The following is a 14,825-nucleotide window of genomic DNA, read 5'->3' on the forward strand; positions in this document are numbered from 1 at the left end:
GACGAGGCTGAAAGGAGCCCGCCAATGACCCTCTCTCCGATCCGCAAGGTCTATCAGGGCATCGCCGACCGCCGGCAGATGTTCCGCATGTTCGATCGCCACGCGCAGCGGCCGAACCGCTCCGAGAACGATGACAGCGCTCTTTATCGCGGCGAATGGTTCGAGATCGGCCAGGCCGACCACGACTATATGTTCGAGATCCTGCCGCCGCTCTGGATGAAGGCGGAGATGTTTGCGCTCCGCGAATTCCTCACCGGCAGCATTACCGGCGTTTTTTTTGCGCTGAGGATCGACGGCCGATCGCGCACCTTCCACGGCTATTGCGATCTTCGCGACAAGAACTCGCCGGACCGGATGCGCGCCGCAATCATCGAACGGGAATCGCGGCCGCTTAAGGCAATGACGCGCGAAGAGCGGCTCGAGCACATCTGGTCGAGCGCGCATGATGATTATCGGGGTTATGCCGGAGAACGCTGGGCCGAGCATCTGCGCGGCGAGCGCACAGTGCTGGTCTACGGCGGCCAGCGCGGCACCGTGCTGAAGCTGCTCGACCAGCTGACCGACGCGGAGATCGCGGCGAAGCTGCCGGTGCATCTGCGCTACTTGCCTGACGCGATCGCAGCGTGAGGGAGGTGGTGATGTTCACATTCCCCATTCCCGCCGTCCGCACGGTTATCGAACGCGGAAAATCCGACGCCGCCGCCAATGGCGGGTTCCGCAATCCCTATTACGGCCTCAAGCCTGGCGAGGGCGAAAAGCCCGGCCTCTGGCTTGTCGGCGACAACGGCGTCTACATCATGTCGAACGGCAAGCTCAGCGAAGGCGGTCGCCCGCTTGTGGTCTATTCCGAGGAATGCCACCCGGTCGGCAATCCGGACTGGTTCGACTACAAGCGCCGCCATTTCGGCGGTGATGACGGCATCGAGTTCATCGAGACCGAGCGGCTCATTCCTCTCATCAATCGTGATTTTCGATACACGCATCTGCGCCTGCAGCTGAGCGAGACCGACATCTCGCTGTCGCTCATCGTGCGCTAGCGCCTCCATCCCCCAATCACCGTGACCATCCGCACCCGCCGAGCCAGCTCGGCGGGACGACGGCACGCGCCCTCATCACAAGGAGAAAATCTCATGGCGCAAGACGATCCCTTCACCCTCGACCTCTTCGGCAACACGGCGTTGTCGTCCGGCCTCGGCCTCGGCGTCACCGCTTTCGCCGGCGGCCTCAGCGCCGAGCCGGACGATGGCGACGATCCCGATCCATCGACGCCGGCCCCCGCGCTTCCCGTCGCGGCGGTCGCATGCTCGGCATCGCCCACGCATCGCGAGCGCGGCGCGAATTTTCATCTCGCCGGCGATCGCGCGCTGGCCAAGGGTTGGAAGGATCGCGCGCGGGACAATATCGCCGCGATACGGCTTGCCGCCGCCATCGAGGCCGATCAGCGGCCAGCTACGCCTGCGGAGCAGGAGCAGCTGATCCGCTTCACCGGGTTCGGCGCGTCCGAACTCGCCAACTCCGTGTTCCGGCGTCCGGGCGAGACCGAGTTTCGCAAGGGCTGGGATGCGATCGGATCGGACCTTGAGGATGCCGTCGGCGATCTCGACCTCGCCTCGCTCGCGCGCTGCACCCAGTACGCGCATTTCACGCCGGAATTCATCGTCCGTGCGATCTGGGCAGGCCTGCAGCGTCTGGGCTGGCGCGGCGGCCGCGTGCTCGAGCCCGGCATCGGCACGGGGCTGTTTCCGGCGCTCATGCCTGAACGGTTTCGTGACATCTCGCATGTCACCGGGATCGAGCTCGATCCGGTCACGGCGCGCATCGCAAGTTTGTTGCAGCCGCGGGCGCGGATCGTCACCGGCGATTTCGCGCGCACAGAGTTGCCCGCGAACTTCGACCTCGCTATCGGCAATCCGCCCTTTTCCGATCGCACCGTGCGCTCGGCTCGTGCGTATCGATCAATGGGCCTACGGCTGCATGATTATTTCATCGTGCGGGCGATCGACTTGCTTAAGCCGGGCGCGCTGGCGGCCTTCGTGACCAGCTCGGGTACGATGGACAAGGCGGACGGCTCGGCGCGCGGGCATATCGCCAGGACCGCCGACCTCGTCGCCGCCATCCGGCTGCCCGAGGGCAGCTTCCGCGCCAGCGCCGGCACCGACGTCGTCGTCGACATCCTGTTCTTCCGAAAGCGCAAGATCGGCGATCCCGAAGGCGATCCGTCCTGGCTCGACGTCAAGGAAGTCCGGCCTGCGACGGAGGATGAAGGCGCCATCCGCGTGAACCGCTGGTTCACTGACCATCCGCAGTCAGTGCTCGGTACGCACGACCTCGCCTCCGGCCCCTTCGGTGAGACCTACACCTGCCGTCCTCGCGATGGCGAGGACTTGGACGTCGCACTCTCAGCCGTCATCGCTCTCCTTCCGGAAGCGATCTACGACGGCGAACCCGACACGATCGATCCCGATCTCGATGACGCCGGTGATCGAGCTCTCATCGACCTGCCATCCGATCGGCATGTGCGTGAGGGCAGCTTCTTCTTCGACAAGGCCCACGGCCTGATGCAGGTTCTCGACGGCCAGCCCGTCACTGTTAAGGCCCGCAAGGGCCGCAGTGCCGACGGCATCCCGGAGAAGCATGTCCGGATTATCAGGAAGCTGATCCCGATCCGCGATGCGGTCCGCGAAGTGCTGAAGGCGCAGGAGCTCGACCGGCCCTGGAAGGAGGCCCAGGTCAGCCTGCGCATCGCTTGGTCGAACTTCGTCCGTGACTTCGGCCCGATCAACTTCACCACTGTCTTGATGTCGGAAGACGAGGAAACTGGCGAAGCACGCGAGACGCACCGCCGCCCCAACATCCAGCCTTTCCTCGACGATCCCGATTGCTGGCTGGTTGCCTCGATCGAGGACTATGACATCGAGACCAATACCGCAAAGCCCGGCCCAATCTTCACCGAGCGGGTGATCTCGCCGCCTGCGTCGCCGGTGATCACCAGCGCAGCCGACGCGCTTGCCGTTGTGCTCAACGAGCGCGGGCGTGTTGACATCGACCACATCGCGGAGCTCCTGCATCGCGACGCCCAGGACGTTGTCGCGGAACTTGGGAGTGCCATCTTTCGCGATCCGGCGGACGGATCGTCGCAGACGGCCGACGCTTATCTGTCGGGCCATGTCCGCGACAAGCTGAAGGCGGCGGAGGCGGCGACCGCGCTCGATCCGTCCTATGGGCACAACGTTACGGCGCTGCAGGCCGTGCAGCCTGCCGATCTGCGTCCTTCCGACATCACCGCACGGCTCGGCGCTCCCTGGATTCCGGCGGCCGATATCGTCGCCTTCGTCAAGGAGACGATGGACGCCGAGATCAAGATCCACCACATGCCCGAACTGGCCTCCTGGACAGTGGAGGCGCGTCAGCTCGGATGGATGGCGGCCGGCACGTCGGAATGGGGAACGGATCGCCGGCATGCAGGCGAGCTTCTCGCGGATGCCCTGAACAGTCGCGTTCCGCAGATTTTCGACACCATCAAGGAGGAGATGAGCGAGCGGCGCGTGCTCAATGTCGTCGACACCGAGGCCGCGAAGACGAAATTGCAAAAGATCAAGGACGCCTTCCAGCGCTGGATCTGGTCCGATCCTGATCGCACCGACCGGCTGGCCCGGGTCTATAACGACCGCTTCAACAACATCGCGCCGCGAGCCTTCGACGGTTCCCACCTGAAGCTCCCGGGCGCCTCTGGCGCCTTTGTTCTTTATGGACATCAGAAGCGTGGCATCTGGCGGATCGTCTCGGCGGGCTCGACTTATCTCGCCCACGCGGTTGGCGCCGGCAAGACCATGACCATGGCGGCCGCCATCATGGAGCAGCGCCGGCTCGGCCTGATCGCCAAGGCGATGCTGGTCGTGCCCGGCCATTGCCTGGCGCAGGCCGCGCGCGAGTTCCTCGCGCTGTATCCGGCGGCGCGCATTCTCGTTGCCGACGAGACCAATTTCACCAAGGACAAGCGGCAGCGGTTTTTATCGCGCGCTGCGACCGCGACATGGGACGCGATCATCATCACGCATTCGGCGTTCCGTTTCATCGCCGTGCCCTCGGCGTTCGAGCAGCAGATGATCCAGGACGAGCTGGAGCTTTACGAAACCTTGCTGACCAAGGTCGAAAGCGACGACCGTGTCTCGCGCAAGCGGCTCGAACGGTTGAAGGAGGGCCTGAAGGAGCGGCTGGAATCGCTTGCGACGCGCAAGGACGATCTTCTGACGATCTCCGAGATCGGCGTTGACCAGATCATCGTCGACGAGGCGCAGGAGTTTCGCAAGCTCAGCTTCGCGACCAATATGAGCACCTTGAAGGGTGTCGATCCAAACGGCTCGCAGCGCGCCTGGGACCTTTATGTGAAGTCGCGCTTCATCGAAACCAAGAACCCCGGCCGGGCACTCGTGCTCGCCTCCGGCACGCCGATCACCAATACGCTCGGCGAGATGTTCTCGGTGCAACGCTATCTCGGTTACGATGCGCTCGCGCAGCGCGGCCTGCACGAGTTCGATGCCTGGGCGTCGACCTTCGGCGACGTCTCGACCGAGCTCGAGCTCCAGCCCTCCGGCAAATACAAACCGGTCACGCGCTTCGCCACCTTCGTCAATGTGCCGGAGCTGATCGCCATGTTCCGCTCCTTCGCCGACGTGGTGATGCCGGAGGACTTGCGTCGATATGTGAGGGTGCCGGTGATTTCGACCGGCAGGCGCCAGATTCTGACCGCCAAGCCGACCGCCGCCTTCAGGCGCTACCAAGTGCTGCTCGGCGAGCGGATCAAGGCGATCGAGATGCGCGATCGCCCGCCCGAGCCCGGCGACGACATCCTGCTCTCGGTCATCACCGACGGTCGTCACGCGGCGATCGACCTACGTCTGGTCGATGCCGACAATGACAACGAGCACGACAACAAGCTCAACGCTCTCATCGCGAACGCCTATCGCATATGGAAGGGGACCGCGGCAAACACCTATGTGCGCCCGGACGGCAAGCCGTTCGAGCTTCCCGGCGCCGCGCAGATGATCTTCTCCGATCTCGGCACGATCAGCGTCGAGAAAACCAGAGGCTTCTCGGCCTATCGCTGGATTCGCGACGAGCTCATCCGCATGGGGGTGCCCGCATCGGAAATCGCCTTCATGCAGGACTACAAGAAGTCCGAGGCCAAGCAGCGCCTGTTCGGCGATCTGCGCGCCGGCAAAGTCCGCTTTCTGATCGGTTCCTCCGATACGATGGGCACGGGGGTCAATGCGCAGTTGCGCCTCAAGGCGCTGCATCATCTCGACGTACCCTGGTTGCCGTCTCAGATCGAGCAGCGCGAGGGCCGCATCGTGCGCCAGGGCAACCAGCACGACGAGGTCGATATCTTTGCCTATGCGACCGAGGGCTCGCTCGATGCCACGATGTGGCAGAACAACGAGCGCAAGGCCCGCTTCATCGCGGCCGCGCTCTCTGGCGACACCTCGATCCGGCGGCTCGAGGACCTGGGCGAGGGGCAGGCGAACCAGTTCGCCATGGCGAAAGCGATCGCCTCGGGCGATCCGCGCCTGATGCAGAAGGCAGGGTTAGAGGCCGATATCGCACGGTTGGAGCGTTTGCGCACCGCTCATGTCGATGATCAGCATGCCGTGCGCCGCCAGATCCGCGACGCCGAGCGCGAGATTGAGTTCTCGACCCGGCGCATCGCAGAGATCGGACAGGACATCGAACGCCTTGTGCCGACGACGGGCGAGGCCTTTGCGATGAACGTGAATCGCATGGCCTATACCGAACGCAAAGAGGCCGGCCGCGCGCTGATGAAAGAAATTCTGACTCTCGTCCAGCTTCTGCAGGAAGGCGAGACCGTTATCGCCTCGATCGGCGGTTTCGACCTCGAATATGCGGGCGAGCGGTTCGGACGCGACGGCTATCGCTATACCACCATGCTGTTGCGCAGCGCCGCGGGTTACGAGATCGAACTGCCGCTCACGGTGACGCCGCTTGGCGCAGTCTCCCGCCTCGAGCATGCGCTCGATGATTTCGAGGGGGAGCGGGAGCATTTTCGTCAGCGTCTCGCCGACGCACATCGGCGCCTTGCTGCCTATCAGTCGCGCGAGGGCGGCGGCTTCGCCTTCGCCGGCGAGCTCGCCGAGAAGCGTCGGCAACTCGTCGACGTCGAGAAGGCGCTCGCCTCGGACATCGAAGGGACAGGCGAGGCGAGCGCGATCGCGGCGTAGACGTCCTCGGCCCTCTATCGGCTTGTGCTCGCTGCAGCGGCGGCCAGGGTAACGAGAAGAGGAAAAGAGCAAAAAAGGCCCGCTCGCAGATCGGGCGGGCCGCCGGCGCTGAAGCTCAACCGCGGCCTGCGCGATCCCGGCCCGTCGTCCTGCGCAGGGCTTTGGCCCTGCTGGTCCTGCCGGGCAGGGATGCTCGGCCGCAGTTGCACCGGCCCGTCCGCTCCGCGGGCCGGGGGATGTCTTCGGAAAAGAAGACGAGAAAGGCCGGCCGAGCCGGTCCGCAACCCCAAAAGGAGCATTCCCATGCATCTCATGAAGGTCGATCCGCGCGCGCTGAAGGAAAACCCCGACCGCCTGCGTCAGACGAAATCCACCCCGCAGGCCGATGCGCTGCTGCTGGCCACGATCAAGGCCGTCGGCATCGTGCAGCCGCCCCTCATCACCCCGGACAGCGGCGGCGGCAATGGCTTCGTCATCAATGCCGGGCATCGCCGCGTGAAGCAGGCAATCGCGGCCGGCCTCACGGAAATCGACGTGCTCGTTGACGAGGCGGCAAACGACAATGGCGCCATGCGCTCGATGGTCGAGAATATTGCGTTCGAGCCCATGAACCCGGTCGATCAGTGGCGGGCGATTGAGCGCCTCGTGGCGCTTGGCTGGACCGAGGAGGCGATCGGGGTCGCGCTCGCGCTTGCCGTGCGCCAGATCAGGAAGCTGCGCCTGCTCGCCAACGTGCTGTCCGCCATGCTTGACCACATGGCCAGGGGCGACATGCCGAACGAGCAGCAGCTTCGCACCACCGCCGCCGCCTCGCTCGACGAGCAGAAGGAGGTCTGGAAGAAGCACAAGCCGTCGAAGGCGGATCCGCAGGTGTCTTGGTGGAGCGTCGCCCAGGCCCTTCAGAGGACGCACATGTATGCACGGCACGCGAGCTTCGGTGACGATCTCGCGCAGGCCTATGGTATCCAGTGGGTCGAGGACCTCTTTGCTCCGGCCGACGAGGACAGCCGCTACACCACGAATGTCGAGGCGTTTCTCGGCGCGCAGCATGAGTGGATGGCGAACAACCTGCCGAAGAAGGGCATCATCGCTGAAACCACCAACTGGGGCGAGGTGAAGCTGCCTCCCAAGGCCGAACGGGTTCACGGCAAGCCGACGAAGTCCGATTGCGCCGCCATGTATCTCGACCGCGAAGGTCGCGTGCAGACCGTGCATTACCGCATGCCCGAGACGAAGAGGCCAAAGGGCAAGGCTGCGCCGGACGCGGTCATCGCTCCGGACGATGTCGGCGTAGTCTCGAAGCCTCGTCCCGAAGTGACGCGCAAGGGCGTCGAGATGATTGGGGACTACCGCACCGACGCGTTGCGCGAAGCGCTCGGCCGCGCACCGATCGAGGACGACACGCTCATGGCGCTGCTGATCCTCGCCTTCGCCGGCCAGAACGTCTCGGTCACGACGGGAAGAGGCGGTTTCCATAACGGCCATAGCCGCCTGGCGAAGCACACGGCGGCGCTGTTCGACGGTGACGGCAAGCTTGCCTTCGACAGGGACAGACTGCGCGTTGCAGCCCGCGCCATGCTGGGCGATGTATTCTCGTGCCGCGAGAACGCCACCAACAGCGGCATCGTCGCCCGTATCGCCGGCGAGGTGATAGGGGCTGACGAGTTCCTGCCCAACATGGGTACCGAGGACTTTCTCTCGTGCCTGTCGCGCCCTGCGCTCGAGGCGTCGTGCAAGGACACGCCGGTCCTTCCGCGCCAGCGTGCGAAGGACACCCGCGCCGCGCTCGCCGAGCACTTCAAGGACGGACGCTTTGTCCACTCCGCCGCGCTCTTCGCACCGGACCCGACGAAGCTTTCGAGATGGCTGTCGTCGAGCACGACCGTCTCGGACGATGCCGACGAGGTGGATGAGGAAACCGCCGGCGCCGCCGATGACCCGGCCGAGGATGACGCCGAGGCGTTCAGGGAGGCGGCTGAATAACAACCCGCCGCTTTCTTCTTTCGAGCGATCTGCCGCCGCCGGTCATGCCGGCGGCGGTTCTTTTTCCACACATCCGCAAAACACGGAGGACACGATGTCCGCGCATGTCACCGAGGCACAGGACCACAACACAAATCCGTCATCTCCCGCGCGCCAGAATCAAACCGTGCCTGAATTTCCCGAAGTCGCTTTCGGCCGCGGCGCTGACGGCCTTCTCGTCGCACTTGTCGGCGAGACGGCTTTTGCGATGGTGCCCGGCCGCGATGGCCGGCATTATCTCGTCACAGCCTGGCGCATTCCTCGACCAATGGGCGAATGGAAGCGCAGCGATTTCTACGGCCATTCCGGCGAGCTCGCCGACGAGGCGGCATTCCGCACTGCCGTACTCGAAAACGCCGAGCATCAACGCGAGCGTAAAATGCTCGGCCGCGTCGAGGTGTATTCGTGTGCCCACACGCCCTGGGGCGCCTCGCAGGGCGCCACGCTCTATGCGGAAGGCATCGAGCGGCACTCGACCGCTGGACATGGTGGCTTCAAACTCTCAGCCGAGCGAAACCGCAAGGTCCATCCCACGCTGCGATCGAAGGGCGGCTGGTATGAGGAAGATTCGGAATGGGCGATCGTCGCAATTACCTTTCCGCATCTCTTCACCGCGTTTGAGCGCCGCTGCGCCGACCGCACGATCAAGGATTCCTGGCCCGACGCCTGGGAGACGATCTTCGGCACCGTGCTCGCACCGGGAGAGTCCTACGCGAAGGATCGTCGCAGTTTCGCGCTGACACATGCCAACGACTGGATCGTCATCTCGGCGATCACCTCAAGTCGCTGTGAAGGCTTCGTGGAGTGCGTTGCAACGCCTGGCGGCAGGCGCGGAGCTGGAACGGAGGAGCGGCGCTTCCTTGTTCCATCCTCCGAATACGAGGTTGGACGCTTTGGCTTCGTGATCGACCCGGACCGGCACCAGGTCTATAGCGGGCCATCGGACCTCGTCGGCTGGCAGACCGGGAGGATAACATGAGCGACGCATCCCCGGATTGTCTGGCGCTCCTTGACCGCATGCAGGAGGCGCGGCGGCAGATTCAGCGCCAGCTCGACTTGATCGACCGCCAGATCACGCGGCGGATGACAGCGCTGATCCCGCAACTAAAGCCGAGACGCGCCGGTTATCGGCGGGGCAGGGCGCCGGATCCGAGTGCTTTCCTCGAGCGGTATCGCTCGCATCTTGCGGCAATCACGGCGGAACGCCAGCCGGAGATCGACGCACTGTCCCGCAAGCTCGCCCGGCAGGATGCCGCGATCGCGGCGTACTGTGTTCGCAACGGGCTTGCCTCCGATCGGCTTAACGCTGGCGGCCCGTGCAATCGGGGCGGTCTTGCTGTGCGATCGCGCAGCCAAGGGGATCGCGACCATGGATGACGGCGCGCGCGGATCGCGATATCGGCCGTCACATGGCAATGATCGTGCCCCGCCTTGCCGAATCCCCAGTCGCGGAATATCCGAAAGGCCTGCCGCGTCGAGATCGAGGACCTGATCAGGCTCTGGCGGTCAGAGGTCTGGACGCGCACAGTCGGAATCGCCTGACATCAAGGAAGAGCTGTCCTCGTCGTTCTCGATCCTGGGGCGACGCATGAGTTCGCGACAGGTCATGCCGATCCTTGCCGCCCGGTTTCCCCTTCATCGTTCCGGTCCGCCGGATCTCCCCTCGGGTTTGTCGCGCTCGTAAACCAGCGGCCGGGCGCTTCAAGGCCGCTGTCGCGCCGCGTTGCGGCCGGGACCGCCGATCTCGGCATAGCGGGTCCGCGTCCCGCGCGAGGGCTGAAAGCCCTGCTTGTCCGCAAACCCGCTCCGCTCGATCCGGCAGCCCCGGACCCTGAAGCGCCCGTCTTTCCGCTGGTTTTTTCTCGATCGCACCCGAAGGGAGGACCGGCAGGAGCCGGCCCAAGCCTTCAGGGGAAAACCGAAGGAAAGGATGTTTTCATGACCAAGACCGCTCGCGCTCCCCGCCAGTCCGCCAAGGTCGTCCAGCTCCGCAAGGGCACCACCCTCGAAATGGTCCGGCTCGCCTGCCCCGACGCGACCCAGGCCACCCGCATCTCCGAGAGCTTCGGCCTTCCCGTTCTCGACAGCGACGGCATCCGTGATCTCCATGAGCGCCTGATCGTCGAGACGGCCACGAGCCTCAGCGAAGGCCTCGGCGAGCGCGCGATGCAAATCCATCTGCAGCGCATCGTCGGCGCCTATGTCGGCTCCGCCCACGGCGCGGGCCAGTTCTACAGCCGCGCGGTGACGGAAGCCCGCGACGCTACGGCGAAGGCGGCCAACGACGCTCGCGACGAGGACCTCGATGGTCCGGTCGGCTTCGACGGTGCCGCGCAGCGCAAGCGTGAGTTCGCCGCCGACATGGCGCTTCAGTCCCATGCACTCCGCATGGCAGCCGAAGGCGCGATCGCAGCCTACGCGCAGGTCGTCGGCGAGCACTGGAAGCCTTTCGAGCGTCCGATCGAGAATCCGGGCAACGCCGTCGATCGCAAGGCGGCCGCGCTCCAGATGGAAGCTCTCGGCTGAGCCGCACCGGGCGAGGCTTCGGCCTCGCCCTCTTTCCATCGCTGCATCTTAGGGCCGGTCCCGTAAGGGTCCGGCCCTTTGTCATGTCGCCGACGTCGCCATGCAGCGCGCGGGTTCGCCGAACGTCCATCGCGATGCTCGAAAAGAGCAAGGGAAGGGCGCGGGCGAAGGAGAGCAGGCCGCGCCCACGCGGCCGTCCCGGCTGTCGGTCCTGCCGGGGCCGGTGGCCGGCGCAGCGGCTCCGCCGCCCTCCACTTCGTTGCGGCCTATGGGTGCGCCGGCCCCCTGAATTCCCCGGCTTCGGACCCCGTGACGGGCCGCGATGGGCGCGGCCTCCCAACGGAGGTTCAGAAAATGAGCAGGAAGAAAGAACAAAGCCGCACTGACGTGTATGCGCGGATCACCGAACGCATCGTCGCCGATCTGGAGAAAGGCGTGCGGCCCTGGGTGCAGCCCTGGAGTGCAGGCAATGCGACCGGCCGGATCACCCGACCGCTGCGCCACAATGGCGAACCGTACACTGGCATGAATGTGCTGCTCTTGTGGTCGGAAGGGTTGGCTCGCGGCTTTACCTCGCCGATCTGGATGACGTTCAGGCAGTCGATCGAGCTCGGAGCCCATGTCCGCAAGGGCGAGACGGGATCAACCGTCATCTATGCTAGCCGGTTTACCAAGACCGAGACAGATGAACACGGCGGCGAGGTCGAGCGGGACATCCCGTTTCTCAAGGCCTACAGCGTGTTCAACGTCGAGCAGATCACAGGTCTGCCGGAACACTTTTATCACCGACCGACGCCGATCCTCGATCCCGTCGAGCGGATCGAGCACGCCGATCGATTCTTCGCCAACACCGGCTCAGTGATCCGGCATGGCGGTTCGCGAGCGTTCTTCTCGCCATCGAGCGATACCATCCACATGCCGATATTCGCAAGCTTCTGTGATGCCGCGTCATACGTGGCGGTGCTGAGCCACGAGCACATTCATTGGACGGCGGATTCCCGTCGCGTCGGCCGCGATCTCAGCCGCTACGCGAAGGATCGCAGTGAACGAGCGCGGGAAGAACTTGTCGCCGAAATTGGATCCGCCCTGGTCTGCGCAGATCTCGGCATCGTCCCTGAGCTCGAGCCGAGGCCGGAACACGCGGCATATGTGGCAAGTTGGCTAACCGTGCTTTCCAACGATCGACGCGCAATCTTCTCGGCTGCGGCCCATGCGCAGCGCGCGGTTGCGTATCTGCACAGCCTTCAGCCGCAGGCCGAGAGCGAGCAGGAGGCGGCCTGAAGTTTCCTGCTCCGTGCGTCCGAGGGGAGGGCGTTGTGCCCTTCCCAATCGCCGTGGGCGCGATTTTGCTCCACGCGATCGTGCATTCCACCATGCTAGTGGTGCTCGTTGCGCTGGCGTCTTTGTAGCTCGCACGCCACGTTCGAAAAGAAAGAAGGCTCCACCTCGCGGCGGAGCCCTCTCGCCGATGCCGTTCACGATTAGGTCATGGCAGATCGCTGGCGATGGCGCCTCCGAAGTTGATCGGCGGCATGGATCTGGTGCGACGAGGTTGCATCCGCATGACAAGCACGTCGGGAGGCTCGTTGGCGACCTTGCGGCAGCGACCTCGACAGATGCGCCGAGATTGCTGACAGCGGCGATCCCCTCGCACGGTTCTCGCACGGGGATGCGCAGCGCCAAAGTGGCCTGGTTGAGGAAAACCGCGTTTCGTTACCTGTGCTCGTTGCCTCGAGATCCGAATGGCCAGCGGCGCCTGTCTTCATTCCATGTGTTTTCGCGACGGGCACACCCATCTGCGTCCTCGATAGAGGCTGGTCTGACCGAAGGCCGATCCCGCTACGCGTGCTCTCGATCTTGTCCCCGCAACGTCCGTCCTCGACTTTCTTCCCCTGGCGCTACGCACCATTCCTCGCGATTCAAGAAAGTCGCTCCCGGCCGCCCTCCACTTCGTTTCGGCCCTTCGGGTGCAGGTCGATCGCCTCCGGTCTCACGACCGCCATCGAGGTCGCGATAGGCGCGGCCCGAGAAAACCAAAGGAATGAGACAATGGCTACCATCGGCGCATTTACCTCCACGGGCAACGGCTTCTCCGGCGCTATCAAGACTTTGAACCTCAACATCAAGGCCAAGCTGGTCCGCGTCGAGAACCCCTCCGAGAAGGGACCGCACTTCCGCATCTTCGCGGGGGCGAGCGTGGAACTGGGCGCCGCCTGGCAGAAGGTCTCCAACGAGGGCCGCGACTACCTCTCGGTCAAGCTGGACGACCCGGGCTTCCCCGCTCCGATCTACGCCACCCTGATCGAGGTGGAGGGCGAGGAAGGCCTCCAGCTGATCTGGTCCCGGCCGAACCGGGACTGAGGCTCCCGCCAGAGGGCTCCGCCGCGAGGTGGGGCCCTCTTCCTTTCAATCGGAGATGCCCTCATGACCGTCGACACCATCGAGGAATTGCGCGCCGAGCTGCGGGAATGCCTGTTCACGCCCGCGGAGCGCAAGGCGCTCGAAGCCGAACTGGCCGACCTCGCCAGCGCAACGAAGCACTCGCGGCCGAGGAGGAGGGGGCGTAAGCCCCCTCGTCTAGTGACGGCACGACCACTCAACGGCTTCGCTCATCCGTTGAGGACGTCCTTGATGGCTTTGGCCGGGGTGAAGGTAAGCTTCTTGGAAGCCGCGATCGCGATCGTCGCGCCAGTCGACGGATTACGGCCCTCGCGGGCAGGCGTGTCCTTGACCTTGAACTTGCCGAAGCCGGGGATGCTTGTCTCGGCCCCGCTCACGGCTGCATCGGTGATCGCCTTGAACACGCCGTCGACGATGGTCTTCGCCTGTGTCTTTGTCAGGCTGTTCTCGGCGGCGATCTTGTCGGCGATTTCGTTCGCGGTGGTCATGCAACAGGCTCCATCTTGCTGTGATTTTCCTCCGTCTGACATGAAGAGCGCCGGACGGGTAGGGGGCCGATATCACAGGCAGAGCCACAATCCCCGGAGAACTGACGGTCTATCAGACCTTCTCCTCCACAGCCGCGTATCCACGTTTGCGCTTGGCGCGCTCCAATCGTCCGAATGCGTCGCTCGCTTCATCGCCTCCATCAAAGGTCTGCACCATCGTTTGGCCATTGGTACCGATCCGGCCCCAGTTGCGGATCAGCGAGACCCCGCCGAACAAGGTCGGCTGAATCGAAAGCAAGTAAAACCGCCGCATGTTGAGGGTGGCGTCGATGCGGCGAAGATGAAGCGGCGCTGGCTTGAAGTTCGGCATGCGCGGATTCTCGCTTCCTGCAAAAGCGAGGTCCAATGCTTTCTATGAATCGATCAGGTCCAAACGATTCAATTTCTCGATACATCAGTCGCCGGGCCCGCTGTTCAGATGCCCCCCAAGCAATGATGACGTGGCTGATTTTGGAGCCTCTCCACGCGAAAAACCCCGGCACGAAAGCCGGGGCTCGTGATGCCACGGCGTACATCCGGCCGCGACGATCAACTACCAGTTAACATAAGGTTCTTGATAAAATGTGACCTTCGCCCGAAAGCCTGGCTTGCCGACGTCTTCGCGCGCATCGCCGACATGCCGCAGAACCGCCTGCACGAGTTGTTGCCCTGGAACTGGACGCCTCTTGCGTCGAGGTCCTCCGCCCAGGCGGCGTAGCCATGCACGTCAACAAGGTTCACGCCGTCTTCACCATCGCTCGCGTCGAAAAAGACCTCGGCGAAGACGAGGAATGGCTCTGGGACGTGGCCAACGGAATGGACGCAGAGGATGGCGTATCTGGGTTTACGGCATAGGTGACGACCAGGTCATGGCGTTCACCGACTTCGGCATCGAAAACCTGACGGAGCTCATCAGGATGCACAAGGAAGACCCCGAACTCCTCAAGCGGTGGAATCGGTGAGCCCCTGTCCGCGGCCTAGCTCGGATGGATATTGAGCTCTCAGATGCGCGACCCGAATTATATTTTGGGTTCAGAAGAGCAATGGTTACGGAACAAGACAAATCTCGACTCAAGCCCAAGTACGGAAGCTGCGGTATCGGAGCTTTGGTCGC

The 14,825-nt window shown here is 64.1% G+C and carries 13 protein-coding genes and 1 pseudogene; 11 read left to right on the plus strand and 3 right to left on the minus strand.

From position 1 onward, the window contains the following. Window positions 1-24: 24 nt before the first annotated feature. The 9 genes from ABIA45_RS00495 to ABIA45_RS00535 all read left to right on the plus strand — a co-directional run bounded on the left by ABIA45_RS00495 (window position 25) and on the right by ABIA45_RS00535 (window position 13,145). Window positions 25-627, plus strand: a complete 603-nt coding sequence (locus ABIA45_RS00495; protein WP_404650829.1) for a DUF1419 domain-containing protein — start codon at window positions 25-27, stop codon at window positions 625-627. Window positions 628-638: 11 nt separating this feature from the next. Further along, window positions 639-1,037, plus strand: coding sequence for a DUF3085 domain-containing protein (locus tag ABIA45_RS00500; protein ID WP_404650830.1), 399 nt, complete (start codon window positions 639-641; stop codon window positions 1,035-1,037). A 93-nt stretch (window positions 1,038-1,130) separates the two neighbouring features. Beyond that, window positions 1,131-6,236 (plus strand): helicase-related protein, encoded by a 5,106-nt coding sequence (locus tag ABIA45_RS00505; RefSeq protein WP_404650831.1) that lies wholly within the window; start codon window positions 1,131-1,133, stop codon window positions 6,234-6,236. A 303-nt stretch (window positions 6,237-6,539) separates the two neighbouring features. Beyond that, entirely contained in the window at window positions 6,540-8,219 is a 1,680-nt protein-coding gene (locus ABIA45_RS00510; RefSeq protein ID WP_404650832.1) for a ParB N-terminal domain-containing protein, read from the plus strand. Window positions 8,220-8,313: 94 nt separating this feature from the next. Next, window positions 8,314-9,237, plus strand: coding sequence for a DUF7007 domain-containing protein (locus tag ABIA45_RS00515; protein WP_404650833.1), 924 nt, complete (start codon window positions 8,314-8,316; stop codon window positions 9,235-9,237). Then, window positions 9,234-9,635 (plus strand): hypothetical protein, encoded by a 402-nt coding sequence (locus ABIA45_RS00520; protein ID WP_404650834.1) that lies wholly within the window; start codon window positions 9,234-9,236, stop codon window positions 9,633-9,635. Before ABIA45_RS00515 ends, ABIA45_RS00520 begins: the two co-directional genes overlap by 4 nt. Before the next feature lie 561 nt (window positions 9,636-10,196). Next, window positions 10,197-10,784 (plus strand): hypothetical protein, encoded by a 588-nt coding sequence (locus ABIA45_RS00525; RefSeq protein ID WP_404650835.1) that lies wholly within the window; start codon window positions 10,197-10,199, stop codon window positions 10,782-10,784. Between the two features lie 354 nt (window positions 10,785-11,138). After that, window positions 11,139-12,065 carry an ArdC family protein gene (locus ABIA45_RS00530; protein WP_404650872.1) on the plus strand — a complete coding sequence of 309 codons (927 nt, stop codon included), beginning with the start codon at window positions 11,139-11,141 and terminating at the stop codon, window positions 12,063-12,065. A 768-nt stretch (window positions 12,066-12,833) separates the two neighbouring features. Then, window positions 12,834-13,145 carry a DUF736 domain-containing protein gene (locus ABIA45_RS00535; protein ID WP_404650836.1) on the plus strand — a complete coding sequence of 104 codons (312 nt, stop codon included), beginning with the start codon at window positions 12,834-12,836 and terminating at the stop codon, window positions 13,143-13,145. Between the two features lie 45 nt (window positions 13,146-13,190). Here ABIA45_RS00535 and ABIA45_RS00540 read toward each other — a convergent pair whose 3' ends face one another. From ABIA45_RS00540 to ABIA45_RS00550, 3 genes are all read right to left on the minus strand, one after another. Next, the gene (locus ABIA45_RS00540) at window positions 13,191-13,325 is read right to left on the minus strand and encodes a hypothetical protein (RefSeq protein ID WP_404650837.1); all 135 of its coding nucleotides are present in this window, start codon (window positions 13,323-13,325) and stop codon (window positions 13,191-13,193) included. A gap of 68 nt (window positions 13,326-13,393) precedes the next feature. After that, window positions 13,394-13,672 (minus strand): HU family DNA-binding protein, encoded by a 279-nt coding sequence (locus tag ABIA45_RS00545; RefSeq protein WP_404650838.1) that lies wholly within the window; start codon window positions 13,670-13,672, stop codon window positions 13,394-13,396. A gap of 112 nt (window positions 13,673-13,784) precedes the next feature. After that, the gene (locus ABIA45_RS00550; RefSeq protein WP_404650839.1) at window positions 13,785-14,042 is read right to left on the minus strand and encodes a WGR domain-containing protein; all 258 of its coding nucleotides are present in this window, start codon (window positions 14,040-14,042) and stop codon (window positions 13,785-13,787) included. A gap of 255 nt (window positions 14,043-14,297) precedes the next feature. On the opposite strand from ABIA45_RS00550, the pseudogene ABIA45_RS00555 reads away from it, so the two are divergent. Together ABIA45_RS00555 and ABIA45_RS00560 are read left to right on the plus strand one after the other, a co-directional pair. After that, window positions 14,298-14,429 (plus strand): annotated as a pseudogene (locus tag ABIA45_RS00555) (transposase domain-containing protein); the annotation flags it as partial. Between the two features lie 2 nt (window positions 14,430-14,431). Further along, window positions 14,432-14,566, plus strand: a complete 135-nt coding sequence (locus ABIA45_RS00560) for a hypothetical protein (RefSeq protein WP_404650840.1) — start codon at window positions 14,432-14,434, stop codon at window positions 14,564-14,566. Window positions 14,567-14,825: the final 259 nt, after the last annotated feature.

This window comes from Bradyrhizobium sp. USDA 336 (assembly GCF_044908355.1).
Taxonomy (GTDB): Bacteria; Pseudomonadota; Alphaproteobacteria; order Rhizobiales; family Xanthobacteraceae; genus Bradyrhizobium; species Bradyrhizobium yuanmingense.

Excerpts from the sequence above, each read along its gene's own strand:
- ABIA45_RS00495 (WP_404650829.1), top strand. The coding sequence starts at position 25 with ATGACCCTCTCTCCGATCCGCAAGGTCTATCAGGGCATCGCCGACCGC.
- ABIA45_RS00500 (WP_404650830.1), top strand. The coding sequence starts at position 639 with ATGTTCACATTCCCCATTCCCGCCGTCCGCACGGTTATCGAACGCGGA.
- ABIA45_RS00505 (WP_404650831.1), top strand. The coding sequence starts at position 1,131 with ATGGCGCAAGACGATCCCTTCACCCTCGACCTCTTCGGCAACACGGCG.
- ABIA45_RS00510 (WP_404650832.1), top strand. The coding sequence starts at position 6,540 with ATGCATCTCATGAAGGTCGATCCGCGCGCGCTGAAGGAAAACCCCGAC.
- ABIA45_RS00515 (WP_404650833.1), top strand. The coding sequence starts at position 8,314 with ATGTCCGCGCATGTCACCGAGGCACAGGACCACAACACAAATCCGTCA.
- ABIA45_RS00520 (WP_404650834.1), top strand. The coding sequence starts at position 9,234 with ATGAGCGACGCATCCCCGGATTGTCTGGCGCTCCTTGACCGCATGCAG.
- ABIA45_RS00525 (WP_404650835.1), top strand. The coding sequence starts at position 10,197 with ATGACCAAGACCGCTCGCGCTCCCCGCCAGTCCGCCAAGGTCGTCCAG.
- ABIA45_RS00530 (WP_404650872.1), top strand. The coding sequence starts at position 11,139 with ATGAGCAGGAAGAAAGAACAAAGCCGCACTGACGTGTATGCGCGGATC.
- ABIA45_RS00535 (WP_404650836.1), top strand. The coding sequence starts at position 12,834 with ATGGCTACCATCGGCGCATTTACCTCCACGGGCAACGGCTTCTCCGGC.
- ABIA45_RS00545 (WP_404650838.1), bottom strand. The coding sequence starts at position 13,672 with ATGACCACCGCGAACGAAATCGCCGACAAGATCGCCGCCGAGAACAGC.
- ABIA45_RS00550 (WP_404650839.1), bottom strand. The coding sequence starts at position 14,042 with ATGCCGAACTTCAAGCCAGCGCCGCTTCATCTTCGCCGCATCGACGCC.
- ABIA45_RS00560 (WP_404650840.1), top strand. The coding sequence starts at position 14,432 with ATGCACGTCAACAAGGTTCACGCCGTCTTCACCATCGCTCGCGTCGAA.